This is a genomic window from Bradyrhizobium sp. CIR18, from assembly GCF_014198295.1.
Taxonomy (GTDB): Bacteria; Pseudomonadota; Alphaproteobacteria; order Rhizobiales; family Xanthobacteraceae; genus Bradyrhizobium.
Genome location: NZ_JACIHF010000002.1, coordinates 837,010 through 860,730, shown reverse-complemented (window position 1 = coordinate 860,730; position 23,721 = coordinate 837,010). Strand labels below are relative to the sequence as shown.

Here is a 23,721-nt window from a genome sequence, read left to right as displayed (position 1 = left end):
CGGCGCGCTTCTAGCACGGACGCCACATTTGTGGCGAATGCCGCCTTGGCGGCCCGGACACGATTTGATTCAAAAAGTTACACGTTCCCCGGGCCTTAAGCCGAAAAATATCGCGTCTTTGGCCCGGGTCACGTGATTCGGAGTTTGCTGGTTACGACCTTTGATAGTCGTCTTCAATCCGGATGATGTCGTCTTCCCCGAGATAGCTTCCTGTCTGGACCTCGATCAGTTCCAGCATGATTTTACCGGGGTTCTCCATCCGGTGCACGGCGCCCATCGGGATGTAGATCGACTCGTTCTCGTGCACGGTCTTCACGGCCTCGTTGACGGTGACGCGGGCGGCGCCGCGGACCACGATCCAGTGCTCGGCGCGATGATGGTGCTTCTGCAGCGACAGCCGCCCGCCCGGCTTCACCACGATGCGCTTGACCTGGTGGCGCTCGCCATTGTCGACGGACTGATAGCTGCCCCAGGGCCGATGCACCTTGAGATGCTCCTCGGTGACCTTCGGCGCGACCGCCTTCAACTTCGTGACGAGACGCTTCAGGCCGTTGGCATCCTTCTGGCGCGAGACCAGCACCGCATCCGCGGTCGCGACCACGACGAGATCGTCGACGCCCTCGAGCGCGACCAGCGCCTGGTCGGTGGTGACGTTGCAGTTGCGGGAGTCTTCGAACACCGCCGCGCCGTGCGAGGCATTGCCCTGCGCGTCCTTGTCGGAGAGCTCCCACACCGCGTGCCAGGAGCCGACATCGGACCAGCCGCATGACACCGGCACCACGGCTGCGCGCGAGGTCTTCTCCATCACGGCATAGTCGATCGAGATCGCCTTGGCCGCGCCGAACGCCTCGGGCTCCAACGTGACGAAGCCGAGATCGCGGCCGGCATTGTTGACCGCGTTGGTGACGGCCTCGACGCTTCCTGCATCGACCCTGCGATATTCATCGAGCAGCACGCTGGCCGGGAACATGAAGTTGCCGCTGTTCCAGAGATAGCCCGAATTGACGTAGTCGGAGGCCTTCACCGCGTCCGGCTTCTCGACGAAGCGCGCGACCGCATGCACCTCGCCGGAGATCACCTCGCCCGGGTTGATATAGCCGTATTCGGTCGCCGGCCGCTCCGGCTTGACGCCGAAGGTGACGATGCGCCCGGTGCTCGCGGCGTTACGGCCCTCGCGGCAGGCGGCAACGAAAGCGGCATTGTCCTGCACGACGTGATCGGCGGCGAGCGCGAGCACGATGGCTTCACTGGCGCGGTTCTGCGCGAACACCGCGCCGGCCGCGATCGCAGGTCCGGAATCGCGCCGCATCGGCTCGAGGATCACGTCGGCCTCGATGCCGATCTCGGCGAGCTGCTCCAGCACCATGAAGCGATAGGACGCATTGGTGATGACGATCGGCCGGTCGAACAGGGAGGGATCGGAGACGCGCAGCAGCGTGTCCTGGAAAGTCGAGCGCGTGCCGAACAGCGGCAGGAACTGTTTTGGCCGCACCTCGCGCGAAGCCGGCCACAGCCGCGTGCCGGCACCGCCGCACATGATCAGGGGGATAATGCGTTTGTCCATCGTCATCTCAAACCTTGAAGTAGTCCCGATACCAGGTGACAAAATTATGGACCCCATGCTCGATCGGCGTTGACGGTGCAAAGCCGGTGTCGCGCATCAGATCCTCGACATCCGCGAACGTTTCCAGCACATCTCCCGGCTGCATCGGCAGCAATTCTTTGATCGCCATCCGGCCCAGCTCCCGCTCCAGAAGACCGACGACGTGCATCAGTTCCTCCGGATGGTGATTGCCGACATTGTAGAGCTTAAACGGCGCATTTGCGGCAGCCGGATCGTCCGCAGGCACAAGATCGATCAGCTTGGATACTACACGTGTGACATCATCAACATAGGTGAAGTCGCGACGCATTCGGCCATGGTTAAACAGCCGGATCGGCTTGCCCGCCATGATGGCGTTTACGAACAGAAACATGGCCATGTCGGGCCGTCCCCATGGCCCGTAAATGGTAAAGAAGCGCAGGCCCGTGACCGGCAGGCGATAGAGATGGCTGTAGGACTGCGCCATCACCTCGTTCGCCTTCTTGGTCGCGGCGTAGAAGCTCACGGGATGGTCGGTCCGGTCCGCAACCGCAAATGGCAATTTTGTGTTGGCGCCATAAACGGAGGATGACGAGGCGTAAACGAGATGACGACAGCCGCTGTTGCGGCAGCCTTCGAGCACGTTGAGAAAGCCCACCAGATTGGAATCGGCATAAGCGTGCGGCTGCTCGATCGAGTAGCGCACGCCGGCCTGCGCCGCCATATGCACGACCTCCGTAAAACGATGTTGCGCAAACAGCGCCGCCATCGTCTCGCGGTCGGCAAGATCGGCCTCGACGAAGGAGAAGCGGGGCTCGTTCTGCAATAGCGTGAGGCGCGCCCGCTTCAATGCCGGATCGTAATAGCTGTTGAGATTGTCGAGCCCGACGACGGTGCGGCCTTCGCCCAGGAGCTGCCGGGCGACGTGAAAGCCGATGAAGCCGGCGGCCCCGGTGACCAAAATCGCCTGATCCGTCATCCTGTTCCCTGGGGATCCCTAGCCCGATCCTGTTTAGCCGTCACCTCAAGGTGATCGCAATAGGCCCGCTGTATGCGCTCCATAATGCCCCCCACGAGGGCTCACGAGAGCCTCACGAGGGCTATTGCAAGATCGGCGCCAAAACCATACCAAAGCGGCCGAATTCGGCGCTCGCGTCGGGTTGCCTCAAATCTTCGCAAACCCTGTTCATGCGGGCGAGATGCGCCGAATCCTGCTGTCGACGGCCAAAATCGTGATTTCCGCGGCGCTGCTCTATCTGGCGCTGCGAAAGGTCGATCTGTCCGAATTGTTTTCGCGCTTCACCGTGACCAGCCTGTTCTGGATCGGCGCCGCGATCGCGGTCACCTTCCTGCAGATCTTCGTCGGCGTGCTGCGCTGGCGCGAGATTAGCGCCGTCTGCGGCGCGCCGCTCGAGCTCGGCCGCGCCATGCGCTACAACGTGATCGGCTCCTTCTTCAACCAGACCCTGCCGTCGGCGATCGGCGGCGACGCGGTCCGGCTCTGGCTGGTGGCGCGCGCCGGCGCCGGCTGGCGTGCGGCAACCTATTCGATCTTCGTCGACCGCGCGATCGGCTTGATCGCGCTCGCGATTCTCATCGTCGCGAGCCTGCCCTGGAGCTACACCCTCATCACCGATCCGCACGGGCGCTCGGCGCTGCTGCTCATCGATTTCCTGGCGCTCGCCGGCGGCCTCGGCTTCCTGGTTTTCGGCGCGCTGAAATGGCGCTGGCTGAAGACCTGGTGGGCCACGCATCACATTCACGCCTGTGCCGTGATCGCGAACCGCGTGATCTTCAGCCGCAGCCGCGGACCGATCATCGCAATCCTGTCGGTGCTCGTTCACGTGCTCGCCGTCGTCATCGCCTGGTGCGTCGTGCAGTCGATTGCGGCCCCGGTTCGCTTCAGCGACGTCTTCCTGCTGGTGCCGCCCGTGATGCTGATCACGATGATGCCGATCTCGATTGCCGGCTGGGGCGTGCGTGAAGCCACGATGGGCCTGGCGTTCGGCTTCGCCGGCTTGGCCGCCAACGAGGGCGTCAACGTCTCGCTGCTGTTCGGCGCCGTGTCCTTCATCGTCGGTGCGTTCGGCGGCCTGGTCTGGATCCTCAGCGCGGAGAAAGCCGCGCAGGGGTCGAAGCCGATCGGAGTACCGGAGTGACGACCCTCGTCGCGGGTCCGGACCTTGCGGCCGGGCTGGTGCTGTTCGCGCTTGCGCCGGCCGTGCTGGCTGCACTGATCTCGGCCTGCGTCACCTGGCAGAGCATGCCGCTGCTGCAGCGTTATGCACTGGCGCGTCCGAACGCACGCTCGTCACACAAGATTCCGACCCCGCAAGGTGCGGGCATCGCGGTTGTCGCGGCCACGCTGCTGGTGGCTGCGTTCTGGGCGGCCTGGACGCACGGCGCGATTCCCTTGCCCCTGATCGGCTCCGCCGTCGTGATCGCGGTGGTCGGGCTCGTCGACGATATCAGGCCCCTGCCCGTGCTGCTCCGCCTCGTGCTGCAGGCGGGAGCCGTGGCCGCCGTCGTCTTCACGACACCGGAGACCGCGCGCATCGTGCCGGCGCTGCCGCTCGCGCTCGAGCGCGGCCTCATCCTGCTCGCCGGAATCTGGTTCGTGAACCTCGTCAATTTCATGGACGGGCTCGACCTGATGACCGTGGCGGAGGTGGTGCCTGTCACGGCCGCGCTCGGATTGCTCGGATGGTATGGCGACCTCTCGCCGTCCGCGGCGCTGCTCGCCACCGCGCTGTGCGGAGCCATGCTCGGCTTTGCGCCGTTCAACCGTCCCGCCGCAAAGGTCTTCCTGGGCGATGTCGGCAGCCTGCCGATCGGCCTCTTGCTCGGCTGGTGCCTGCTGGAGCTCGCCTGGCACGGACAGCCCGCCGCGGCGCTGCTGCTGCCGGCCTATTATCTTGCGGATTCCACCATCACGCTGTTTCGGCGCATCGCGCGGCGCGAACCATTCTGGTCGGCACACCGCACGCACTTCTATCAGCGCGCCACCGACAATGGCTTCACGGTCAAGCAGGTGATCGGCGAGGTGTTCGCACTCAATCTCGTGCTGGCATTGCTTGCCATCGTCAGCGTTCGCGCCGGCTCGACGACCGTCACGATCGTCTCCGTGATCGCAGGCGCGCTCGGGGTCGCCTTCGTGCTGCGGCGCTTTTCCCGCCCTCAGGCATCCTGAGCCGACAGCGCCAGCCGCAACCCCTCGTCGAGGGAGACCTGCGGCTGCCAACCGGTCGCGAGCGCCTTCGAGATGTTGAGCTCGAGCGAGCCGATCAGGCTGTCATGCGTATCCTGCCGGCCCATGACATTGAGCAGCGTGCTGAGCAGGCCCGGCGGCACGCCGAACAGCCGCAGGTTCTTGCCGGCCGCTTCGGCCAGACGGGTGATGAATTCGGGCGTCGAGACCTGCTCCCTGTCGGCGACGAGGAAGATCTCGAAATTGCTGGTGGGATCGGGATGGCCGAGCCGGCGCAGGATAAACGAGGACAGGTTCTGCACGGCAAGGAAGGCGCGGTGATTGCGGATCGCGGCAACGGGCAGCGGCAGCCCAAGCTGGACCGCGCGCGTCAGCAGCGCAAAATTGCCCTTGGCGCCGGCGCCATAGACCAGCGGCGGCCGGATCACCGAGATCTTCATGTCGTTGTCGCGCGCCAGCGTCCTCAAGCCCGCTTCGGCCGCAGCCTTGGACATGCCGTAGAGGCCGCGCGGCGTCAGGATGTCGCTCTCGCTGAACGGGGCGCGGCCCTCGTTGCTGCGGCCGTGCACGAGCACGGTGCTGATGAAGACGAACTGGCGCACGCCGGCCGTCGCCGCACAGCGCGCCAGATGCAGCGTGCCGGCGATGTTGACGTTGCGGTAGAGCTGGACCGCATGCTCCTCGTGCTTGTGGTGCACGCGCGCGGCGAGATGAACGACGGCGTTGACGCCTTCCAGCGCGGCCTGCCAATCGGTCTCGGGACCGATCGTTTCGATCACGACCTCGTCGTCGGCACCTTCCGCGCGGCGAACCGCGCGGCGGACCGACCATCCCTCGCGCTGGAGCGCCGGCACGACATGACGGCCGACGAAGCCGCTCGCTCCCGTCACCAGCACCACCGGTTTCTTCTCGCTCATCGTTGCTCCGAAAGGTTCGGGGTGTGCAACAATTCGTCGATCACACCGGCATAGGCGTTCATCGCCGTCGTCCGGTCGAATCGCAATGCCGTCCTCACCGCGCGCTCCGTCATCGCATCGTCGGTGGAACGGGACGCCGCGCGGATCGCAGCGGCGAGCTGGTCCGGGCGGCCCGGCGTCACGACCCAGCCGAGCCCGTTCTCCACCACCGTCAAGGCGGCCTCGGCCTCCGGCTCGGACACCAGCACCACGGGACGGCCGACCGCCAGCAGATTGTAGAACCGGCTCGGCACCGACACCCCCGCCACGTCCTTCCGGTACGGAATGATCCAGAGATCGGCGGACGCCAGGAACGCCTCGAGCTCGGCATCCTCGACCCGCCCGACAAAGGAGACATTGGGCAGGTTCGCCGCCGCCTGCAACTGCTTCAGCCGTTCGAAGCCGATGCCCCAGCCGGACAGCAGGAAGTGAATGTCGGTCTCGTCCTTCAGAAGCCGCGCCGCCTCGAACACGATCTCCGGATCATGGGTGAACCCGAGATTGCCCGACAGGCCGACAATGAAGCGCGCCGAAAGCGCCTTGCGGAACGGGTTGCCCGAATTGACCGGCCGCGACGCGGGCACGAGCGTCGCCCAGTTCGGGATGAAGCGGATCTTGTTCCGCGTCATCCCAGCATAGCTCAGCAGCGGCCGCTCAGCGTCGCGGCCAATGGTGATGACGGCATTGAGGGCGCGGAACATCAGGCTGTTGGCGGCGCGCATCGTCCGCGTCACGAACGAGCCCGGTTTCAGCAGGCCCGCCATCACCAGCACGTCGGGAAAGAGGTCGTGCATGATCAGCGCCGAGCGCGCGCCCTTGAACCTGGCTGCCGCCGCCACCGCGTAAGGCAGCATGAACGGGGCGGTGACCGTGAGCACAACGTCGCCTGCCTTAAGCTCGCGCAGCAAGGCAAAGAACGTGCGCGCCGCGAACAGCAACTCGGACACCCCGCGCCGCACCAGCGCCGCCTTGCCCGCCATGCGGTTCTTGATTGCGATGACACGCGGCTTGCCCGGGCCGGTCTGCAAGGCCGGCAATGCGCCCGGCCAGCCCGAGAGCACGACGACCTCGCGCTCGGCGGCGAGACGGCAGGCGATCTCGGCCATGATCGCCGCCGTCGTGCTCGTATCCGGCGGATAATGCTGGCTCGCGACGACGATCTTGCCCCGAGGCTGCATGGTCAGGCCGCGGTCGACCCGAATTCGGGCACCGCATCCTTCAGGATGGTCCTGATGGTGGCGCGATCGTCGCGTGCGATCGCCTGCTCCAGCGCCGCGATCCATTTGCGCAACGTCTGCATCGGCGGCTCGTTCGGCTGCGCGGCCATGATGCCGGCAACGCCGATCTCGCGGGTCGGCTCCTCGGTGGCGAACAGGATCTCGTGCAGGCGCTCGCCCGGCCGCATGCCCGTGAACACGATCTCGATATCGTAGCCGGGCTGCAGCCCGGAAAGGCGGATCATGCGCTCGGCGAGATCGACGATCTTCACCGGCTGGCCCATGTTGAGCACGTAGACGGAGACGTCAGGACGGTGCGTTCCGAGCGCATGCGTGGCCGCGGTGATGACGAGATCGCAGGCCTCGCGGATGGTCATGAAGTAGCGGACCATGTCGGGATGCGTCACCGTCACCGGGCCGCCGGCCTCGATCTGGGCCTTGAATTTCGGAACCACCGAGCCGTTCGAAGCCAGCACGTTGCCGAACCGGACCGAGATCAGCCGCATCGGCAGCTTGGCGCCGTGCGCGCCGGCTGCGAGGTCGTGATCCAGCGCCTGGCAGTACATCTCCGCAAAGCGCTTGGTCAGGCCGAGCATCGACACCGGCTCGATCGCCTTGTCGGTCGAAATCATCACCATGGCTTCGGCGCCGGCGGCAACGGCGGCATCCGCAACGTTGATCGAGCCGAAGATGTTGGTCTTGACGCCCTCGCTCCAGTCGCGTTCGAGGATCGGCACGTGCTTGAGCGCGGCGGCGTGGAACACGATGTCCGGCTTGAACCCGGCCATCAGGCGCATGATGCGCTCGCGGTCGCGGATGTCGGCGATCCGCCCTTCGACTTCGGCAGCCGCCCCTCGCGCGGCGAGCGCTTCGGTGATGGCGTAGAGCGCGGGCTCGGAGTTTTCCACGATCAGGAGCCGCGCGGCACCGAAGGCGACGACACGCTCGCAGATCTCCGACCCGATCGAGCCGCCGCCGCCGGTGACGATCACCGCCTTGCCGTTGATCAGCGCTTCCAGGCGCGCATAGTCGATCGTCTCGCTCGGCCGCAGCAGGAGGTCCTCGACCGCGACGGCGGTGAGCCGCGGCGTATCGCCGCTCTCGAGCGAGGGCATCCGGTTGACGATCACACCCAGCTTGCGCGCCCGCATCAGGATCGATTCCGGACGCGCTTCCGGCTCGAATGCCGAGGGCGTCATGACGAGGCGCGCGATCGGCTTATTGCGCTTGGCGAAGTCGGCGACGACGTCCTCGACGTCATCGATGCCGCCCAGCACCGGCACGTTGCGGATGAACTGGCCCCGATCCGAGCTCGACGGCGACAGCACGCCGACCGGCCAGATGCGCTTGATCGCCCCGCTCTCGATGCCGCGCAGGAGTACCTCCGCATCCGCGGCGCGGCCGATTAGCAGCGTCGGCGCGGCCTCCTCGCCCCTGGCGTGACGCCGCACCCGCGTATAGCGGAAGTAACGATAGGTCATGCGCAGCGCGCTGAGGAACGAGATCTCGAGGAACCAGTAGAGGACGATCGTCACCTTGCCGAGGAAGAAGGCACCGCGGACGTTGGGGGCGACGAAGATGTAGTCGAGCACCAGCAGGGCGACCGTCAGCACGGACGAGACGCGAATAATGTTCAGCGCATCAGGCAGCGAGATGAAGCGCCATTTCGTCGTGGTCAGGTTGAAGATGAAGAACACGACCACGCTGAAGGCGAGGAAGTAGGGCAGGATCTGGAACAGCAGCGGCAGGCGCTCGAAGAAGCCGTCGCCACCCTCGAATCGCAGATAGAAGGCGGCAAAAAGCGCCGCCGCGGTCGCCAGCAGGTCGTGGAGCGCGATTAGGAAATTGCGCAAGGTGAGATGCGAAAGACGCGTCATCCGCCGACCGATGAAAACCCAGTTAGATGCAACCTGACCGCGCTGATAGCCCATCTGGACAGGACTTGCCAGCCGCGCGGCCTTTCAGGAACCGGCTTCCCCCGTCTTCGCCTCGGCCTGTTGCGCCCGGATCACCATGCCGCCGGCAACGCCGACGCCGATGACGTACATCCAGCCCTCGTGGAAGTCGAACAGATGGGAGTTGAACAGCGAGGTGAAGACGTTCTGCACCACCACCAGGAGCCCGATCCAGTTGGCCAGCCCGTCGCCGCGAAACAAGCGTAGATGCAATATCCAGATCGCATAGAGAACGACGATGCCGATCACGCCCCATTGCACGGCAACGTTCAGCGTCTGGTTATGCGGGTTGCCGATCACCTCGGCGGACGCCTGGTACTGACCGGCGGGCGTCGCAACGCGTTCGAACAATCCGCGCGTCGAGCCGGTGCCGTGTCCCATGATCGGCGCCTCGGCGAAGAAGCCGAGCGACTTCCGCCAGAATTCGAGCCGCAGCCCCGCCGAGGTCGGCTCGCCCTTTTCCATGTAACGCGTGTAGTCGTCGGAAAACCTCTCGGCGGTATGGCGCAAATATGGCGAGGCCTGCCAGGCGAGAACAGCGGCGACAAGCAATGTGGCGGAGATGAGCGCGATGCTGCGCCATTTGAGATGAAGCAGCGCGAACACGCCGAACATGATCGGAACGGTGACGAGCGCTGTGCGTGACACCACCACGAACGTCATGTTGACGAAGAAGCTCAGTGCCAGCGCCGTCAGCAGCCCGGCGAACCAGTATCGCTTCTCACGCAGCAGCATCACGATCGGATAGGCGAGCGCGACCGCGCAAAGCGCGAATTCCTGGCTCTGGTTGATGTAATTCTTGACGAAGATGCCGCGCTCGGCCGGATCGGTCTTGAGCGCGAGATTCGGGTAGAAGGCGACCAGCCAGGACATCACCGACAGCAGGGCGCAGGACGCCAGGAAGGCGATGAAGATCCAGCGCCCGCGCGGCGAGCGCTCGAAATGATAGAACAGCACCGGCAGCACCAGCAGCTTGATGGTCGGATTGACCGCATAGAAGCGGGCGCCCCAGCTCGCGTCCGACCACAGCGTCCCCACCAGCGCGAGCAGGACCAGCGCGATCGGGGCCGCGCAGATCGGACGCGTCAAGGATTGCAGGAACGCGCGGACGTCGAGAAACGGCACCATGCAAATCAGCATCAGCGCGTTGAATATCCCCGCCAGCGAGGTCGACCACGGCAGCGAGGCCGCGGTCAGGACCGCAAATATATCGACGGTCTCGCGCCAGGCCGCCGGGCTGCGCAGGCGGCGAAGCAACATCCCGCCGGTCGTCTCGCGTGCCAGTGCCGTCACTTGCCTCCTCCCCGGGCGCGATGGACCAGCGCCGTCGTGCTGAAGCCCTGCAGGATGTCGACCAGCACGACGGTGCCGCCCGCGGCCTCGACGACCTCGTGGCCGACCACCTGCTCACGGGTGTAGTCGCCGCCCTTCACCAGCACGCCAGGCTTGATCCGGGTGATCAGGTCGATCGGCGTGTCCTCCTCGAAGATGACGACGAGATCGACGGCCTCGAGCGCGGCGAGCACCTCGGCACGCGCGCGCTCGTCCTGGACCGGCCGCTCGGCGCCCTTGAGCCGCCGCACCGAGTCGTCGCTGTTGAGCCCCACGATCAGGCGGTCGCAGGCGGCGCGCGCCGCGGTCAGCACCTTGACGTGGCCGGGATGCAGGATGTCGAAGCAGCCATTGGTGAAGCCGACGCGCTGGCCTTGTGTTTTCCATTCGGCGAGTTGCGCATCGAGTGCGGCCGGCTCGAGCACGATCTTCTCCTCGGCCGCCAGAGTGGCATGCGGCAGGATCTTTCGGCGCAGCTCGGCCGCGCTCACACTGGCGGTGCCTTGCTTGCCGACGGCGACGGCGGCAGCGGCATTGGCCATGCGCAGCGCCGTGTCCCAGTCCGCGCCTGTAGCAAGCGACACCGCGAGCGCGGCGGCGACGGTGTCACCGGCGCCGGAGACGTCGCGCACTTTCACCGGGAAGGCCGGAACGTGAACCGCCGCGCCATTGCGCGGCACCAGCGTCATGCCGTGCTCGCCCTGGGTGACCAGGATCGCCTCGCAATCGGCGAGCCGCATCACGTCCTCGCTGGCCTCGACGATGCTCTGCACCGTCTCGGCGCGGCTGCGGGTCGCTTCGGAGAACTCCTTGCGATTGGGCGTCAGCAGCGTGGCGCCGCGATAGATCGCCCAGTTCAGGCTCTTGGGATCGACGATCACGGGCTTGCCGAGCTTTCGCGCGGCATCGATGGCGTGGCGGATGACGCGCGCCGTCAGCACGCCCTTGGCGTAGTCCGACAGCAGCACGATGTCGGCGCGCGCGATCTGCGGCAGGATCGCCTCGATCAGCTTCGTCTCGATGTCATCGGAAGCAGGCGCCGCCTGCTCCCAGTCCGCGCGCAGCATGTGCGTGGAAAAATGCTCGGAGACGAAGCGGACTTTTCGCGTGGTCGGGCGCGTGGGATCGCACACCAGCACGCTTTCGATGCCGGCGTGCCCGTCCAGCGCCGCCTTGAGCCGTGCACCGGCATCGTCCTCGCCGACGAGGCCGACGAAGATGCAGCGCGCGCCCAACGAGGCGACATTGCGCGCGACATTGCCGGCGCCGCCGATATGGATCTCGCTGCGCTGGGCCGCGATGACGGGCGCCGGCGCTTCCGGCGAGATCCGCGACACCTCGCCATAGACGAACTCGTCCAGCATGATGTCGCCGATGCACAGCACCGTGCGGCCTGAGATGGCCTGCGCGAGGGCGTCGAAATCGAGAATGGGCGTCGGCATGGTCAAAAGGCCTCAGCGGAAGCGGTCGGGCCGGTCGAGGTAATCCCCGACATAGGCCTTCACCGCATCCTCGAGCGTCGTGAAGCCGCCGTTATAGCCGGCGCGGTGCAGGCGATCGACCTCGCTCTGGGTGAAATACTGGTAGGCCCCGCGGATCTGCTCGGGCATGTCGATATATTCGATGTTGGGCCTCGTGCCGAGCGCCGCATAGGCCGCCAACATCAGATCCCTGAAGCTGCGCGCCTTGCCGGTTCCGACATTAAAGATGCCGGATACCGACGGCGTCGCCAGCAGCCACATCACGACGCGCACGACGTCGTCGACATAGATGAAATCGCGGCGCTGATCGCCGTCGGCGATGCCCTCGCGATGCGACTTGAACAGCTGCACCACGCGGCCTGCCTTGACGTCGTCGAAGCGGCGCGCCAGCACGCTCATCATCGAGCCCTTGTGATACTCGTTGGGGCCGAATACGTTGAAGAATTTCAGGCCCGCCCATTGCGGCGGGAGCGGATCGCCGTTCGCTACGCGCCCGGCGACCGCGAGATCGAACATGTGCTTGCTCCAGCCGTAGAGATTCATCGGCCGCAGTTTCTTCAGTGCCGGCAGCGAGGCGTCGTCGTCAAATCCCGTCTCACCGTCGCCATAGGTTGCCGCCGAGGAGGCGTAGATGAACGGCACCGCGCCCGCCGTGCACCAATCGAGCAGGCGCATCGACAGGCGGAAATTGGTTTCGAACACGAGGTCGCCGTCGGTCGCGGTGGTCGCGGAAATCGCCCCGAGATGGATCACAGCCTCGAGCTTGCGGCCCTTCAGCCAGTCCATCAGCTCGGCCGGCGGGACAATATCCACAAGCTGGCGCTTGGCGAGGTTCCGCCACTTGCCCTCGTTGCCCAGGAAATCGCAGACCACGACGTCGCTGCGGCCCGCGTCATTGAGCGCGGCCACGACATTCGATCCGATAAAACCGGCCCCGCCGGTCACCAGCAACATTCCGAAATCCCTGCCCGATCTTTGCGTCCCGGTCCTGCCGTAGCGCATGAGCCGCCAAAGTGTAAGCGGTTTTGGGATTGAGTGGTCTGCCGCCTTTACCTGCCGGCCTGGAGCGGCTACCGAACCGCCACAATCAGATCGCCTCGGCCCCATTAACGAATGAACCAAGATTCGACACTTAGCGGAGATGCAGATCGGAGCGACACCCGCCCGATTCTGATCATTCCCTACATGTGGATCGGCGATTTCGTCCGGAATCACACCGTGGTCCGGGTCCTGAAGGAGCGCTGGCCGAACCGGCCGGTCGATCTTCTGACCACCTCCCTGTGCGCCCCGCTGGTCGATTACATGCCCGGCGTGCGCGAGGGGATCGTCTGGGACCTGCCGCGCGGACGCCTCGCCATCGCCCGCCAGCTCGCCCTGGGGAAACTCCTGCGCGAGCGGAACTACGGCACGGCCCTGGTGCTGCCCCGGACCTGGAAGGCGGCCATCGCCCCCGCCCTCGCCGGTATCCCTGAACGGGTCGGCTTCGTCGGCGAATTCCGGTTCGGCCTGCTCAACCGCTGGCGCTGGGGCGAGAAGAAGCTGCCCCGCTTTATCGACAAGAATGCCGCCTTGGCCCAGCCCGACGGCGCCCCGCTGCCGGCGGAATGGCCGGTACCGCAATTGCGGGTTCCGGCCGACGATATCGTCCGCTGGCGGCAGGCCAACGGAATCGGCGCCGGCGCGGCAGTGGCGCTCGCCCCTGGCTCGGTCGGCGTCTCGAAGCGCTGGACCTACTATCCGGAGGCCGCCCGGCTGCTGGTCGAGCGCGGCCTCGAGGTCTGGGTGGTCGGCGGCCCCGCGGAAAAGGGGCTGGCCCAGGAGATCGTCGCGGCCGGCGGCTCAGGCGTGCGGGACCTCACCGGCAACGATCTGCGCAACGGCATGCTGGCCATGGCGGCGGCCGGCGTCGCCATCTCCAACGATTCCGGCCTGATGCACATCGCAGCTGCCCTGGGCACGCCCACCATGGGCATCTTCGGCCCGACCAGCCCCTATCTCTGGGCCCCCCTCAACGGCCTCGCCGCGACCGTGGTCCAGGACAAGGAAGTGCTGCCCTGCCAGCCCTGCCAAAGCACGGTATGCAAGATGAACGACCACCGCTGCATGCGCGATATCGCAGCGAGCGAGGTGGTGGCGATCGCGCAGCGGGTGCTGGGGGAGGCTGGAAAGCCGGCTTAGAATTGAGCGTGGCGCCCGCGGAAGCCGGGCATGAGATCAAGCATGCGCGCGCGTCAGTTCGTAGGGAGCGGTGAGAGCATCAATTGGAATGCTCCATTCCTTGCTGATGATGCGGATCATGTCCAGCGTCAGCGGACGGACACGATTCAAGATCTCGGACGCTCTGTTGCGACCAATCAGACCCGCCAACTCTGACTGCGACCGTCCCATGGACTCGATCGCGAAATGGAGAACGTCGACTGGATCGCCGCGCGAGGTCGCGAAGTGATTGTCTTCGTATTCCTTGATGAGTGAAGACAAAACTTCGAAGCGATCACCATCGGGCGTGCCAGGCGCCGGCTCGGCCTGGAAATAACGAGATACTTCGCCGATAGCCCAATCGTAATCCTGTTCATTGCGAAGAGGCCTTACGTCCATCATCACACGGTCTCCGCGTCTATTCCGTCATATTCTTTGTGCGTGCCGACGAACTTGATGAGAGCAGTTTTGAATGTGTAGGAGAAATGAACCACAAGGCGATACTTGTTGCCGCCGATGTCGAAGATCGCTCTGTTATCGCCAACGAAGTCCACGTTGTTTCCGAACGCCTTCTTCAAGTCGGCCGGACCGCTCCAATCGCCTTTGGACACAATCTCATACCAAGTCCCCAAAGGGGTCCGCGCCTTGGGGTATCGCTCGCAGAAGACCTTCAGTGCCCTTCTTGCGATAACGTTCATTGCCATAGCACGTTCCCGAAATGGGATCAATCGAAAATTCCCATTACGGGAACAAAGTCGACTTCCGCTAAATCGGCAGCCGGACGAACCCATCGCCAAGCCATTGATTCCGCTCATCCCGGCTACTGTGCATGGGGTTGTTTTCGCGTTTTTTGCTTTCGGCCCTCGCGGCGTGGCTCAGAGCAGCGGCCGATAGACCTCGCCGATCCGGGCCGCTTCCGCATCGAGGCTGAACTTTGCGAGCACCCGCGCTCGGCCCCTCTCGCCCATCGCCGTCGCGGCATCCACGTCGCGCATCAGCGGCTCCACTGCCGCAGCCAGCGCATCGGCATCGCCGGTCGGGACCAGCACGCCGCTCACGCCATCCTCGACCACCAGCTCGGCCGCGCCGGCGCGTGCGGCGACGAGCGCGCTGCCGGCCGCCATCGCCTCGATCAGCGTCAGTCCAAAACCCTCGTTGCGCGAGGTGAAGGCGTAGATCGTCAGCCGCTGGTACCAGCGCTGCACCGCTTCGATCGGCAGCTCGCCGGTGATGACGATGCGCGATTGCAGGCCGGCCGCTTCGATCTGCTTTTTCAGCTCGTTCGCAAAGGCCATCTGCTCGGCCGTGACCTGACCAACGATCACGGCGGTGAAATCGGGATAGCGCGGCAGCAGCCGGCACATCGCGTCGACGAACACGTCGGTGCCCTTCTGCGCGCGCACGCGTCCAAAGCAGCCGATGGCGTAACGGCCGGGCAGCGCGGCCTCCGTGAACGCAACAGCGCGGTCGGTCGGCGGCGCATAGATGTCGGTATCGACGCCATGCGGGATCACGGTCGCCTGCACTTTCAGGAACGAGGCCGAGAGATCCGACGTCGCGATGATCGCGTCCATGCGCCGGATCAGCCAGCGCGTGATCCAGCTGTGGTGCCGCTGCGCCGCCGAGGTGAACACGAGTTTCAACGGCCAGCCGAGCGCGCGTAGCGCGACACCCGCGATCATCTCGTTGTTGCGCCGCGCATGCCAGATCAGCGGCGCCTTGCGGCGCCATAGCTTGAGGAAATCGGCAACGCTCAGCCGCGCAATCCCAGCCGGCGCGTGCGAGCCGAACCAGGCGGCGCGGTACAGTTTCGCCAGCCGCGGCGCCACCATCCGGTTGGTCGCGGTGACCCCGGAATAGCGCCTGTGCAGATTTGGCACGATCACTTCGAGATCGCCGGGGGAATTGGCCACGTCATGCTCCGTTTCGCAAAGTCCCTATACGCAACATTAAGCATAGTGACCAGTTCAGCCGCGCCGATACCCCCTCTTCACCACGCAAGCGCTAACTTTGCGCGTTGATCGAAGACGGGTGAGATCATGACTGTGCTAGTCACCGGCGGCGCCGGCTATATCGGAAGTCACACGGTCCTCGCGCTGGCGGAAGCCGGCGAGGATGTCGTCGTGATCGACGATCTCTCGACCGGTTTCTCCGCCTATCTGCCCGAGGGCGTGCCGCTGTTCATCGGCGATGCCGGCGACGAGAACCTGCTCGAAGGCGTGATCGCGCAGCACAACATCGAGAGCATCATCCATTTCGCGGGCTCCGTCGTCGTGCCGGATTCGATGCGCGATCCGCTCGGCTACTACCGCAACAATTTCACGACCGCGCGCAACCTGCTCAATGTCGCCGTCAAGCGCGGCATCGGCCGCTTCATCTTCTCCTCGACCGCCGCCGTCTACGGCAATCCGGACCAGGTGCCGGTGCCCGAGCTCGCGCCGACGCGGCCGTTGTCGCCCTATGGCTCGTCGAAGCTGATGACCGAGATCATGCTGCACGACGTCGCCGCCGCCTATGGCATGCAGTACGTGACCCTGCGCTATTTCAACGTCGCCGGCGCCGATCCGCAGGCGCGCATCGGGCTTGCCACCGTCGGCGCCACGCATCTGCTCAAGATCGCGGTCGAGGCCGCGACCGGCCAGCGCGCCAAGATCGACGTGTTCGGCACCGACTATCCGACCCCCGACGGCAGCTGCATCCGCGATTTCATCCACGTCACGGACCTCTCGCAGGCGCATCGTTCGGCGCTGGCCTATTTGCGCAACGGCGGCGCCTCGACGACGCTCAATTGCGGCTATGGCCGCGGCTATTCGGTGCTGGAGACCATCGACGCCGTGCGCCGCGTGTCGGGCCGCAGCTTCGCCGTGCAATACGCCCCGCGCCGGCCCGGCGACATCATGACCATGGTCGCCGACACCAGCCGGATCCGCGCCCTGCTGGACTGGAAGCCGCAATACGAGGACCTCGAGACCATCGCGGCCCACGCTTTGGCTTGGGAGGACAAGCTGTTCCATGAGCGCCATGGCGAGCTCCGCCACGCCGCCTCGGCCTAGATTCCATCTGAGCGCAAGCCCTTAATTGGGCTTGAAAAACCCCGCTTGAGCGGGCACAGAGGCCCTTCGATCCCTGACGTGCGGGCAGGCTTTGTCCTGCGCCGTCAATGGACACCGGATGGCCCAGTTTCCAAAGAAAATCACCGACGATCCCTATGCGGCAGCGGTCCTGATTCGCCGCCTGGTCACGGAACAGGGGGTCGTCTATTGGCGGCGCTACCTCGTAGCCTTCGCGCTGATGGCGGTCGCCGCGGGCGCAACGGCAGGCGCGACCTATGTGCTCGGCCAGGTCATCAACCAGGCCTATGTCGACAAGAACATCCCGGGCATCGCGATGTTCTCGGGCATCACGGTGATCCTGCTCTTCATCAAGGGCGTGGCGACCTACGGCCACATGGTGATCCTGACCAAGATCAGCAACGCCATCCTCGCCACCAACCAGCGCCAGCTGTTCGCAAAACTGATGCGCGAAAGCGTCGGCTTCTTCTCCGAGCGGCATTCGTCCGAGTTTTTGGCGCGGCTGACGGCCGGCGCCAAGTCGATCACCGACGTCCTCAACATGCTGGTCAACGCTGTCGGGCGCGATCTGTTGATGTTGCTCGCCATGATCGGCGTGATGGTGTGGCAGGATCCGGTGATGTCGTTCATCGGCCTCGTCGTGGTGCCGCCGGCGATGCTGGTGCTGCGCAAGCTGGTCAAGCGGATCAAGGGCCTCGCCTACAACCAATTCACCGGCACCGCCGACATCATGGAGACCATGCAGGAATCGCTGCAAGGCATCCGCACGGTGAAGGCTTTCACGCTTGAAGATACCATGCAGAGCCGCATCGACGAGAACATCGCCATCGTCGAGCGCAACGCCAACAAGATGGCGCGCGTCGCCAACCGCTCCAACCCGCTGATGGAAATGCTCGGCGGCTTCGCGGTCGCCGGCTGCCTGCTCTATGGCGGCTACAGCGTGGTCGCGCTCAATGCCACGCCGGGCGCGTTCTTCTCCTTCATGACCGCGTTCCTGATGGCGACCGAGCCGGCCAAGCGGCTGGCGCGGCTCAACATCGATTTGAACAGCCAGCTCGTCGGCGCGCGCATGCTGCTCGAAGTGGTCGACAGCCCGGCGAGCGAGCACTCCGACGACGACAAGCCGGCGCTGAAGCTCTCCGACGCCCGGATCGAGCTGCGCGACGTCAGCTTCTCCTATCGCGCCAATGAGACTGTGCTCAACCGGATGAGCTTTACCGCCGAGCCCGGCAAGGTCACCGCGCTGGTCGGCCCCTCCGGCGGCGGCAAGTCGACCGTGCTGGCGCTGCTGCTCCGCTTCTATGAAGTGACGCAAGGCGACATCGTGATCGACGGCCAGTCGATCGGCGCAGTCTCTCGCAAGTCGCTGCGGGCGCAGACCGCCTATGTCGGGCAGGACGTCTATCTGTTCCGCGACACCATCCGCAACAACATCGCTTTCGGCCGGCCAGGCGCGAGCGAGGACGAGATCACCGAGGCGGCGAAAGCGGCTTGCGCGCATGATTTCATCATGGGCTTCCCGCTCGGCTACGACACGCCGGTCGGCGAGCACGGCACGCAGCTTTCAGGCGGCCAGCGCCAGCGCATCGCCGTGGCGCGCGCGCTGATCAAGAATGCACCGATCATTCTGTTGGACGAAGCCACCGCTGCGCTCGATTCCGAATCCGAGCGGCAGGTGCAGGAGGCGATCGAGCATCTCTGCCAGAACCGCACCACCATCGTGATCGCGCATCGCCTGCACACCATCATGCATGCCGACGCGATCCTGGTGATCGAGGGCGGCGAGATCGTCGAGCAGGGCCGGCATGACGAGCTGCTCCGCCGCGGCGGCCGCTATGCCTCGTTCTTCCGCCTGCAACACTACGATGCCGGCGCTCTGGCGCCGATCAGCGCAACCGCATAGAGTTCCACTTCACCTCAAGAGCAGCGAGACCCGCATGAACGCCGCCTCCTACGTCATCCCGCTTCCGCCCCAGGCTTCACTTCCCGTCGTCGGCGAAAGCGGCCGCTATCCGGTGCGCCGCATCTGGTGCGTCGGCCGCAACTATCTCGAGCACATCCGCGAGATGGGCAATGACGAGCGCGCCCCGCCGTTCTTCTTCGCCAAGCACGCCGACATGCTGGTGCCTGATGGCGCCACCATTCCCTATCCGCCGCTGACCAAGGATTTGCATCACGAAGTCGAGCTGATCGTCGCGATGAAGAGCGGCGGCCTGAACATTCCCGCCGACAAGGCGCTGGATCACGTCTATGGCTATGCCGTCGGCATCGATCTCACCCGCCGCGACCTCCAGATCGCCTCGCGCAAGAAGGAGCGTCCCTGGGAGATCGGCAAGTCGTTCGACGGCTCCGCGCCGTCCTCCGCGATTCAGCCGGCCTCCAAGATCGGCCATCCCGCCAAGGGCAAGATCTGGCTCACGGTCAACGGCAAGGAAGCCCAGAAGGGCGACCTGACCGAGCTGATCTGGAACGTGCCCGAGATCATCTGGCAGCTCTCCCAGCAGGTGAAGCTCGCCGCCGGCGACATCATCATGACGGGCACCCCCGCCGGCGTCTCCCAGCTCCAACCCGGCGACAAGCTCGAATGCGGCGTCGACGGCGTCGGCACGCTGAAGGTGAGCATCGGCCAGCCTGAATAGGCCGCACGACATCCGGAAATCGAAAGGCCCCGGACGTGTCCGGGGCCTTTTGCATTTCGGCGGACGGGGTGGATCTACCAGGCCTTCACCGGCCGATTGGCGTGGCTCAAGTGCGGCACACCGCGATTGAGCGACATGTGCGAATGCACGCACAGCCAGCCATCGGCATTCTTCGCAAAGATCATGGTCGCACGGCCCGGGCGCGGAAAGGCGCCGCCGTCGGAATGATAGCCCGTGCTCGTCCACGGCGCGATCACCGTGGCCATCGTGCCGTCGCGGGATGCCAGGACCGAGGTCTGATCGAGCACAAAACGGAAGTCCGTCGTCTTCGGCCAGACATTGTCCCATTGCGTCGAGACCCACTGATCGAGGCCGGGGATGACGTCGTTATGCGTGCCGAAGGCAAGCACGTCCGGATGGAAGAGCGGCCGCGCCGAGGCGTAGTCGACCTCGCGGACGTAGCCCGCGAAGGTTTCCAGCCAGGCCAGGAAGAATTGCTTCGTCTCGCTGTCGGCGGTCGGCAAGAGGGCCATCACCTGCTCCACTTTGGCTACGTGATCACGGCAAGCCTTGTTGCCATGGGACAGACCTTCCAGCAAGATATGGACTTACCTGTCGACCGCGGCCTTGCTCAATCAGAGCCAAATGCAAAGATACGCAGAACTGCGAGGCTACCAGCGCCCTGACAGCTCCGCAGGGCACAAACACCATCACTAGACACGCGCGGGATCACCGCAGAAATCGCAGGGCGGATCAGCGCAGCGTAATCCGCCGACACATCGCGCCACGGGAAGCGTCAATAGCCGATACGCCGAAGGGTGGATTACGCTTCGCTGATCCACCCTACGCATTCGCACTTAGCGCAGCGCCGACAACACGATCAGGCCGAGGATCAGCGCGGTCAGCGAGTATTTCAGCGCATAATAGACGTTGCGATTCCACGCCTTGACCTTGCGGCTGGCGAGGTGGATCTCGTAGAGCTTGCCGAACACCTTGTTGAGCACGCCGACATTCTCGCCGTCGACGTTCTGGGTCGCCGACGCCTTGACGATGTGATGGCTGACCCAGCGGTTGATCGCGGTCATGAAGCCGAATTTCATCGGGCGCTCGACGTCGCAGAACAGGATGATGCGGTTGACGTCAGTCGCATTCTCGGCGCTGTGGATGAAGGTCTCGTCGAACATGAAGGCCTCGCCGTCACGCCAGACGCATTCGACGCCGTCGACCAGGATGCGGCACTTGTTCGAGTTCGGCGTGACGAGCCCGAGGTGGTAGCGCAGCGAGCCCGCGAACGGATCGCGATGCGCCCCTAACTTGCCGCCCGGCGGCAGCATCGCGAACATCGCGCCGTGCACGCTCGGGATCGCGTTGAGCAGCTCCACCGTCTTCGGACACAGCGTGCGCGCCGAAGGCAGGAAGTCGTCATACCATTTCAGGTAAAACCGCTTCCAGCCGCTCTTGAAGAACGAGTAGAAGCCCCAGTCGTTGTTCTTCGCGGCGGCACGGATGAATCCTTCGTCGAACAGGCGAACCGCCTCGTCGCGGATCATCTCCCAATTCTCGCTGAGCGGCTTCAACTCGGGAAATTGCTCGACCGGGATCACCGGCTTGTTCGGCACCGCCGAGCCCGCATACATCAGCACATTGTAGGGCGCGAGATAGGTCGAGTGATCGCCGAGCTGGCGCGCAAAGCGCAATCGCTGCTTGCCGCGGTAGTGAACGTAAATCGTCGAGGCCGCAAGCACATAAAGGATGACAAGTTGCGGTGCAAAAAGCTGTTTCAGCATATCCCCGTTCCCCAGAGACTTAGCTGAGGACGTCATCTACCTTGAGCCGGGCCGAGCGGCAATATATTCACCGCTGCGCTGCGGTCACACTGGCGAGAGCGCAGGGATGGCCCGCCGAAACCAGCCGGCTACGCCCGCGACAGTGCCTGCAGACCCTTGAAGGTCAGGCGTTTGGGGTCGGTCACCCCGGCGAGATAGAGCTGGCGGATAAAGGCTACGACAGCGCTGCGGTCGCAATCGGTCAGCGCGACGACGGCGTCGACCGCGATCTTCTGGGCTTCCATTAGGCTCACCTCGGCCTTGCGAGTAACCCCGGCCGGGACAGGCTAGGAGTCCGCGGTTAATCCGGCGTTAACCGTTCGGGGCAGCGTCGCCGATTCCTCCTCGCGGCCGAATACGTAAAACGACGCATTGCCGGGCGCGCGGTAGCTCAGTGCGCACTCACGCTCTTCCTCAGCTGCACAAAGTGCTTTTTCAGCCGCGGCACGGCAAAATCAGTAAAGGCCCGCACCTTCGGCACGGAGAGCCGACCCTGCGGGCAGATCAGGTGCGCCGGCATCTCCGGATCCTTCTCGCCGGCCAGCACGATCTCGAGCTCGCCGCGCGCAACCTGCTCGGCCACCTGGTACGAATACATCCGCGCGACGCCGCGGCCGGCAACGGCGGAGGCTACGGCCGCGTAGGTGCTGTTGACGATAAGACGCGGCGTGAACTGCACCGTACGCGGCACCGACCCACCGGCCTGCGGCGCGAAGGTCCAGGAATTGGGCAGATGGGCCATCGCCACGATCTGATGCTTGGCAAGATCGCCGGGCTCGGTGATGCGGGGATGCTGCTTCAGATAGCGCGGGGCCGCGACGACCACGCGGCTGATCTCGCCGACCCGCATCGCCACCATTGCCGAGTCCGCGAGAGGGCCGATGCGAAGCGCGATGTCGATGCCCTCCTCGATCAGATTGACCGCGCGATCGAACAGCAACAGCTTGGCCGACACCGTCGGACAGGCATCGAGAAATGCATCCAGAATCGGCCGCAACACTATCTCGCCCGACACCACGGGAGCGGTGATCGTGAGCAGGCCGCGCGGCGCCGACCGCGGTCCGGCCGCGATGTCGTCGGCCTCCTCCAACTCGGTGAGCACGCGACGGCAGATCGCGACATAGCGCTCGCCCTCCTCGCTGAGCTTGATCGAGCGCGTCGTCCGGTGCAGCAGCTCCGCGCCGACCCGTTCCTCGAGAAAGGCGATGGCGCGGCTCACCGCCGCCGGCGAGCGACCGAGCTTGCGGCCGACGGCAGCCAGGCTGCCCTCGTCCACCGCAAGGACGAACACTTTCATCGCATCCAGACGATCCATGCCTTCCCGTCGCCCCCTTGGATTCCGGCCGCAGGCTAGGCGTTCCCCTCCGCGGCGACAACCGTCGCCAGGCGCCGACCCGGCATTCGTACGCGCCGCGAAAGAGTGTCTGACGGACGGCGGGCATTCGCAGCCGGGCCGCCACAGCGTACCTCAGGACCCAAGCCAGCCGAGTGCTGACGCAGGTTCTCAAGGCCAACAACAGGAGCCCGTCATGGGTATCGAGCAGAAAGTCGCCATCATCACCGGTGCTTCGCAGGGCATCGGCGCCGCCCTGGTCCAGGGTTTTCGCGATCGCAACTACCGCGTCGTCGCAACGGCACGCTCCATCAAGCCGTCGGGTGACGACGACGTCCTCGCCGTGGCGGGCGACATCGCCGAGCGGAGCACCGCCGAGCGTGTGGTTTCGCAGGCCGTCGCCCGCTTCGGACGCGTCGACACGCTGGTCAACAATGCCGGCATCTTCGTCGCAAAGCCGTTCACGCAGTACACGGCCGAGGATTACGCGGCGGTGATGGGCACCAACGTCGCGGGCTTCTTCCACATCACGCAGCTCGCCATCGCCGAGATGGAGAAGCAGGGTTCGGGCCATGTCGTTCAGATCACGACCACGCTGACCGATCAGGCCAATTCGAACGTCCCCTCGGTGCTGGCCTCGCTGAGCAAGGGCGGCCTGAACGCCGCGACCAAGTCGCTTGCGATCGAATACGCCAAGCGCGGCATTCGCGTAAACGCGGTCTCGCCGGGGATCATCAAGTCGCCGATGCATCCGGTCGCGACGCATGCCCAGCTCAACGCGCTGCACCCGGTCGGTCACATGGGCGAGATGTCCGACATCGTCGAAGCCGTCCTTTATCTCGAGGGCGCCTCCTTCGTCACCGGCGAGATCCTGCATGTCGACGGCGGCCAGAGCGCCGGCCACTGAGCGTGAGAGGAGAGCCAC

Annotated in this window: 22 protein-coding genes; 7 read left to right on the top strand and 15 right to left on the bottom strand. The window is 65.0% G+C overall.

All coding sequences use genetic code 11. The annotated features are described in order from the left end of the window. Nucleotides 1-151: 151 nt before the first annotated feature. Nucleotides 152-1,564 carry a mannose-1-phosphate guanylyltransferase/mannose-6-phosphate isomerase gene (locus GGD65_RS12570; RefSeq protein ID WP_179737726.1) on the bottom strand — a complete coding sequence of 471 codons (1,413 nt, stop codon included), beginning with the start codon at nt 1,562-1,564 and terminating at the stop codon, nt 152-154. Between the two features lie 7 nt (nt 1,565-1,571). Beyond that, entirely contained in the window at nt 1,572-2,561 is a 990-nt protein-coding gene (locus tag GGD65_RS12565) for an SDR family NAD(P)-dependent oxidoreductase (protein WP_183235446.1), read from the bottom strand. Between the two features lie 220 nt (nt 2,562-2,781). Between GGD65_RS12565 and GGD65_RS12560 the strand changes: the two genes are divergently transcribed. Then, nucleotides 2,782-3,741 (top strand): lysylphosphatidylglycerol synthase transmembrane domain-containing protein, encoded by a 960-nt coding sequence (locus GGD65_RS12560; RefSeq protein WP_018317383.1) that lies wholly within the window; start codon nt 2,782-2,784, stop codon nt 3,739-3,741. Next, complete coding sequence (locus GGD65_RS12555) at nt 3,738-4,772, top strand: MraY family glycosyltransferase (protein WP_409362738.1); 1,035 nt, start codon at nt 3,738-3,740, stop codon at nt 4,770-4,772. The genes GGD65_RS12560 and GGD65_RS12555 overlap by 4 nt, the downstream gene beginning before the upstream one ends. On the opposite strand, the gene GGD65_RS12550 is transcribed toward GGD65_RS12555, so the two are convergent. The 6 genes from GGD65_RS12550 to rfaD form a co-directional block, all read right to left on the bottom strand. Next, nucleotides 4,760-5,707 (bottom strand): NAD-dependent epimerase/dehydratase family protein, encoded by a 948-nt coding sequence (locus tag GGD65_RS12550; protein WP_183235445.1) that lies wholly within the window; start codon nt 5,705-5,707, stop codon nt 4,760-4,762. The two genes, GGD65_RS12555 and GGD65_RS12550, sit on opposite strands and share 13 nt — an antisense overlap. Continuing rightward, a complete protein-coding gene (locus GGD65_RS12545; RefSeq protein WP_183235444.1) occupies nt 5,704-6,924 on the bottom strand; it encodes a glycosyltransferase family 4 protein in 1,221 nt (406 codons plus the stop codon). The genes GGD65_RS12550 and GGD65_RS12545 overlap by 4 nt, the downstream gene beginning before the upstream one ends. Before the next feature lie 2 nt (nt 6,925-6,926). Continuing rightward, nucleotides 6,927-8,840 (bottom strand): SDR family NAD(P)-dependent oxidoreductase, encoded by a 1,914-nt coding sequence (locus tag GGD65_RS12540; protein ID WP_183235443.1) that lies wholly within the window; start codon nt 8,838-8,840, stop codon nt 6,927-6,929. A gap of 84 nt (nt 8,841-8,924) precedes the next feature. Next, nucleotides 8,925-10,211 carry an O-antigen ligase gene (locus GGD65_RS12535; RefSeq protein WP_183235442.1) on the bottom strand — a complete coding sequence of 429 codons (1,287 nt, stop codon included), beginning with the start codon at nt 10,209-10,211 and terminating at the stop codon, nt 8,925-8,927. After that, the gene (gene rfaE1, locus GGD65_RS12530) at nt 10,208-11,692 is read right to left on the bottom strand and encodes a D-glycero-beta-D-manno-heptose-7-phosphate kinase (RefSeq protein WP_179737715.1); all 1,485 of its coding nucleotides are present in this window, start codon (nt 11,690-11,692) and stop codon (nt 10,208-10,210) included. Before rfaE1 ends, GGD65_RS12535 begins: the two co-directional genes overlap by 4 nt. Nucleotides 11,693-11,704: 12 nt before the next feature. Next, nucleotides 11,705-12,685, bottom strand: coding sequence for an ADP-glyceromanno-heptose 6-epimerase (rfaD, locus tag GGD65_RS12525; protein ID WP_092261087.1), 981 nt, complete (start codon nt 12,683-12,685; stop codon nt 11,705-11,707). 159 nt (nt 12,686-12,844) lie between these two features. Between rfaD and waaF the strand changes: the two genes are divergently transcribed. After that, nucleotides 12,845-13,909, top strand: coding sequence for a lipopolysaccharide heptosyltransferase II (waaF, locus tag GGD65_RS12520; RefSeq protein WP_183235441.1), 1,065 nt, complete (start codon nt 12,845-12,847; stop codon nt 13,907-13,909). Nucleotides 13,910-13,945: 36 nt separating this feature from the next. Here the strand turns inward: waaF and GGD65_RS12515 are convergent, their stop codons facing one another. The 3 genes from GGD65_RS12515 to GGD65_RS12505 all read right to left on the bottom strand — a co-directional run bounded on the left by GGD65_RS12515 (nt 13,946) and on the right by GGD65_RS12505 (nt 15,840). Then, the gene (locus GGD65_RS12515; protein WP_026201841.1) at nt 13,946-14,329 is read right to left on the bottom strand and encodes a type II toxin-antitoxin system HigA family antitoxin; all 384 of its coding nucleotides are present in this window, start codon (nt 14,327-14,329) and stop codon (nt 13,946-13,948) included. Then, complete coding sequence (locus GGD65_RS12510; RefSeq protein ID WP_026201842.1) at nt 14,329-14,625, bottom strand: type II toxin-antitoxin system HigB family toxin; 297 nt, start codon at nt 14,623-14,625, stop codon at nt 14,329-14,331. Before GGD65_RS12510 ends, GGD65_RS12515 begins: the two co-directional genes overlap by 1 nt. Nucleotides 14,626-14,802: 177 nt before the next feature. Next, complete coding sequence (locus GGD65_RS12505; RefSeq protein ID WP_179737711.1) at nt 14,803-15,840, bottom strand: glycosyltransferase family 4 protein; 1,038 nt, start codon at nt 15,838-15,840, stop codon at nt 14,803-14,805. 126 nt (nt 15,841-15,966) lie between these two features. Here GGD65_RS12505 and galE point away from each other — a divergent pair, with 126 nt between their 5' ends. The 3 genes from galE to GGD65_RS12490 all read left to right on the top strand — a co-directional run bounded on the left by galE (nt 15,967) and on the right by GGD65_RS12490 (nt 19,637). Continuing rightward, complete coding sequence (galE, locus tag GGD65_RS12500) at nt 15,967-16,980, top strand: UDP-glucose 4-epimerase GalE (protein ID WP_183235440.1); 1,014 nt, start codon at nt 15,967-15,969, stop codon at nt 16,978-16,980. 118 nt (nt 16,981-17,098) lie between these two features. Further along, on the top strand, nt 17,099-18,901 hold the full coding sequence (locus GGD65_RS12495; protein ID WP_018317395.1) for an ABC transporter ATP-binding protein: 1,803 nt from the start codon (nt 17,099-17,101) through the stop codon (nt 18,899-18,901). A gap of 34 nt (nt 18,902-18,935) precedes the next feature. Further along, a complete protein-coding gene (locus GGD65_RS12490; protein ID WP_018317396.1) occupies nt 18,936-19,637 on the top strand; it encodes a fumarylacetoacetate hydrolase family protein in 702 nt (233 codons plus the stop codon). A 74-nt stretch (nt 19,638-19,711) separates the two neighbouring features. Here the strand turns inward: GGD65_RS12490 and GGD65_RS12485 are convergent, their stop codons facing one another. From GGD65_RS12485 to GGD65_RS12470, 4 genes are all read right to left on the bottom strand, one after another. Then, nucleotides 19,712-20,170 carry a nuclear transport factor 2 family protein gene (locus GGD65_RS12485; RefSeq protein ID WP_183235439.1) on the bottom strand — a complete coding sequence of 153 codons (459 nt, stop codon included), beginning with the start codon at nt 20,168-20,170 and terminating at the stop codon, nt 19,712-19,714. Between the two features lie 324 nt (nt 20,171-20,494). Next, nucleotides 20,495-21,424 (bottom strand): aspartyl/asparaginyl beta-hydroxylase domain-containing protein, encoded by a 930-nt coding sequence (locus tag GGD65_RS12480; RefSeq protein WP_183235438.1) that lies wholly within the window; start codon nt 21,422-21,424, stop codon nt 20,495-20,497. Between the two features lie 128 nt (nt 21,425-21,552). Further along, nucleotides 21,553-21,708: a hypothetical protein gene (locus GGD65_RS12475; protein WP_018317399.1), complete on the bottom strand. Its 156-nt coding sequence runs from the start codon at nt 21,706-21,708 to the stop codon at nt 21,553-21,555. A 146-nt stretch (nt 21,709-21,854) separates the two neighbouring features. Beyond that, nucleotides 21,855-22,778, bottom strand: coding sequence for a LysR family transcriptional regulator (locus GGD65_RS12470; protein WP_183235437.1), 924 nt, complete (start codon nt 22,776-22,778; stop codon nt 21,855-21,857). A gap of 214 nt (nt 22,779-22,992) precedes the next feature. On the opposite strand from GGD65_RS12470, the gene GGD65_RS12465 reads away from it, so the two are divergent. Further along, nucleotides 22,993-23,703: an SDR family NAD(P)-dependent oxidoreductase gene (locus GGD65_RS12465; RefSeq protein ID WP_018317401.1), complete on the top strand. Its 711-nt coding sequence runs from the start codon at nt 22,993-22,995 to the stop codon at nt 23,701-23,703. The last annotated feature ends 18 nt before the right edge of the window (nt 23,704-23,721 follow it).

Bases quoted from the DNA above. Each gene is read 5' to 3' on its own strand.
- GGD65_RS12570 (WP_179737726.1), bottom strand. From the start codon at position 1,564: ATGGACAAACGCATTATCCCCCTGATCATGTGCGGCGGTGCCGGCACG.
- GGD65_RS12565 (WP_183235446.1), bottom strand. From the start codon at position 2,561: ATGACGGATCAGGCGATTTTGGTCACCGGGGCCGCCGGCTTCATCGGC.
- GGD65_RS12560 (WP_018317383.1), top strand. From the start codon at position 2,782: ATGCGCCGAATCCTGCTGTCGACGGCCAAAATCGTGATTTCCGCGGCG.
- GGD65_RS12550 (WP_183235445.1), bottom strand. From the start codon at position 5,707: ATGAGCGAGAAGAAACCGGTGGTGCTGGTGACGGGAGCGAGCGGCTTC.
- GGD65_RS12545 (WP_183235444.1), bottom strand. From the start codon at position 6,924: ATGCAGCCTCGGGGCAAGATCGTCGTCGCGAGCCAGCATTATCCGCCG.
- GGD65_RS12540 (WP_183235443.1), bottom strand. From the start codon at position 8,840: ATGACGCGTCTTTCGCATCTCACCTTGCGCAATTTCCTAATCGCGCTC.
- rfaE1 (WP_179737715.1), bottom strand. From the start codon at position 11,692: ATGCCGACGCCCATTCTCGATTTCGACGCCCTCGCGCAGGCCATCTCA.
- rfaD (WP_092261087.1), bottom strand. From the start codon at position 12,685: ATGTTGCTGGTGACCGGCGGGGCCGGTTTTATCGGATCGAATGTCGTG.
- waaF (WP_183235441.1), top strand. From the start codon at position 12,845: ATGAACCAAGATTCGACACTTAGCGGAGATGCAGATCGGAGCGACACC.
- GGD65_RS12515 (WP_026201841.1), bottom strand. From the start codon at position 14,329: ATGATGGACGTAAGGCCTCTTCGCAATGAACAGGATTACGATTGGGCT.
- GGD65_RS12510 (WP_026201842.1), bottom strand. From the start codon at position 14,625: ATGAACGTTATCGCAAGAAGGGCACTGAAGGTCTTCTGCGAGCGATAC.
- galE (WP_183235440.1), top strand. From the start codon at position 15,967: ATGACTGTGCTAGTCACCGGCGGCGCCGGCTATATCGGAAGTCACACG.
- GGD65_RS12495 (WP_018317395.1), top strand. From the start codon at position 17,099: ATGGCCCAGTTTCCAAAGAAAATCACCGACGATCCCTATGCGGCAGCG.
- GGD65_RS12490 (WP_018317396.1), top strand. From the start codon at position 18,936: ATGAACGCCGCCTCCTACGTCATCCCGCTTCCGCCCCAGGCTTCACTT.
- GGD65_RS12485 (WP_183235439.1), bottom strand. From the start codon at position 20,170: ATGGCCCTCTTGCCGACCGCCGACAGCGAGACGAAGCAATTCTTCCTG.
- GGD65_RS12480 (WP_183235438.1), bottom strand. From the start codon at position 21,424: ATGCTGAAACAGCTTTTTGCACCGCAACTTGTCATCCTTTATGTGCTT.
- GGD65_RS12475 (WP_018317399.1), bottom strand. From the start codon at position 21,708: ATGGAAGCCCAGAAGATCGCGGTCGACGCCGTCGTCGCGCTGACCGAT.
- GGD65_RS12470 (WP_183235437.1), bottom strand. From the start codon at position 22,778: ATGGATCGTCTGGATGCGATGAAAGTGTTCGTCCTTGCGGTGGACGAG.
- GGD65_RS12465 (WP_018317401.1), top strand. From the start codon at position 22,993: ATGGGTATCGAGCAGAAAGTCGCCATCATCACCGGTGCTTCGCAGGGC.